Source organism: Winogradskyella pacifica (assembly GCF_013403915.1).
GTDB lineage: Bacteria > Bacteroidota > Bacteroidia > Flavobacteriales > Flavobacteriaceae > Winogradskyella > Winogradskyella pacifica.
The window spans coordinates 1-2,174 of the sequence record NZ_JABFDI010000042.1 but is presented as its reverse complement, the minus strand read 5'-3'; the positions used below and the strand labels follow the sequence as shown (position 1 = coordinate 2,174).

Annotated in this window: 2 protein-coding genes; both read left to right on the top strand. The window is 63.2% G+C overall.

Annotation, left to right across the window (positions count from 1 at the left end; translation table 11 throughout):
* A partial coding sequence (locus HM984_RS17995; protein WP_179350092.1) for an IS110 family RNA-guided transposase occupies nucleotides 1–886 on the top strand: 886 nt, incomplete at its 5' end.
* 285 nt (nucleotides 887–1,171) lie between these two features.
* Nucleotides 1,172–2,174 (top strand): IS256 family transposase (locus HM984_RS17990; protein WP_179350091.1); only part of this gene is annotated, 1,003 nt, incomplete at its 3' end.

Sequence of the window (2,174 nt, the reverse complement as noted above, 5' to 3'; positions counted from 1 at the left end):
TCTCCACTGTCCGAAATCCCTGGGCCGATCAGTGGTGGCGCCGTCGAGATTGCAACGGCCGGTCGGTGATCGAGTGAAGACAGACGCTAAAGACGCAGCGCATCTGGCGAAGCTGTTGCGTTTGGGTGAGCTGGTTGCAGTCGCCATCCCCGACCCCGAGACCGAAGCAGCCCGCGATCTGGTCCGCGCGCGTGATGATGCGCGCGGTGATCTGATGCGCGCCAGGCACCGGCTATCGAAACTTCTTCTCCGACAGGGCATCGTCTACTGTGACGGGACGGCGTGGACCGGGAAACATGAATTATGGCTGCGCAACCAGAAGTTCGGTGCCGCCGCGCTGCAAGCAACCTTCGACAACGATTTCGATGCTGTGCTGACTGTCAACGCTCGCCGCGACAGTCTCGATGAGAAGATCGCCGCGATGGCCCGGACTGAGCCGTGGGCTCCGGTGGTGACCCGTCTGATGTGTTTACGCGGTATCTCGACCTTGACAGCGTTCGGGTTGGCCGTGGAAGTCGGCGACTGGGGGCGGTTGACCGGGTCGACGATCGGCGCCTACGCCGGGCTCGTACCGAGTGAGTACTCCTCGGGCCAGTCGCGTAGCCAAGGCACGATCACCAAGACCGGGAACACTCATGTGCGCAGGTTGCTGGTCGAGGCTGCGTGGCATCACCGACGGCCCTACACCAATCCAGGACGCGTCATGCGCGCCCGATGGAAGGATGCCGGTCCGGTCCCCACAGCTCGTGGCCATGCCGGGAACCGGCGTCTGCATCACCGGTGGGACAACTTCAACGCCCGCGGAAAGAATACCTGCGTGGCCAACATCGCTGTCGCCCGCGAGTTGGCCGGCTGGTGCTGGTCGCTGGCCACCCTCGAGCCATGAGTAGCTCGCCGCAGACTGTGGTTGCCGCATAATTGAATCATGTTGACGGGCCACCCGTGTGTGCGGTGACGGACCTACGTTAGTTCTATGTGCCACACCAATATTGACCCACCTTTGGTGTGATGCACGTTCCTAGACCAGTAGCCAAGGGTAAGTCCCACGACGTGGTGGACATTCGGTGGGGCGGCGTAGCCGCAGCTCGGGCGTGTCGTACCCGTGTTGTGGGTGGGCCATCGCGTAGTGATTGACGAGTTACCCACAGTGACTCGACAAAGGACTATCGCGATGACCCACGCCCATTCTGCCCTGATCGCCCAGCTCGATGCACTCGAGGGTGCCGATCCGGCGTCCGTGTTCGCCGAACTGATTCGCGCCGGCCTACAAGCGTTGATCGACGCCGAGGCCACCGAAGTCCTCGGTGCCGGCCGCTACGAACGCAGCAGCGGGCGCACCACCTACCGAAACGGGACCAGACCCAAGACGGTGTCGACGACCAGCGGCGACATCGAAGTGCAGATCCCGAAGCTGCGCACCGGATCGTTCTTCCCGAGCCTGCTCGAACGCCGCCGGCGCATCGACCAAGCCCTCTATGCGGTGATCATGGAGGCCTATGTCCACGGGGTGTCCACTCGCAACGTCGACGACCTCGTCGCCGCGTTGGGTGTCGAGTCGGGAATCTCGAAGTCGACTGTCTCTCGGATCTGCCAGGGGCTCGACGTCGAGATCGCCCGCTTCCGCGAGCGCACCCTGACTCACACCAGCTTTCCGTACATTTTTCTCGACGCCACGTACTGCAAGGTCCGGATCGGGGCGCATGTGGTCTCGCACGCCCTCGTCGTCGCCACCGGTGTATCGATCGACGGGACCCGTGAAGTGTTGGGCACCGCAGTCGGGGACAGTGAGTCGTTCGACTTCTGGCGGGAGTTCCTGATCGGGCTCAAGGCCCGTGGTTTGTCGGGTGTGCATCTGGTGATTTCTGATGCGCATGCTGGGTTGACAGCGGCTGTGCGGCAGCAGTTCACGGGCGCGTCGTGGCAACGCTGCCGGGTGCATTTCATGCGGAACGTCACCTCGGCGGTGTCGGCGAAGCAGGTGCCACCGGTGATGGCGGCGATCAAGACGATCTTCGCGCACACCGAACCCGATGATGTTGCAGCGCAGTGGGATCAGGTCGCGGAGACACTCGCCGCGTCGTTTCCGAAAGTGGCGGCGATGATGCGGGACGCGAAAGAGGACGTGCTCGCATTCCGGTCGTTCCCGAAGGCGCACTGGCAGAAGATCTGGTCGA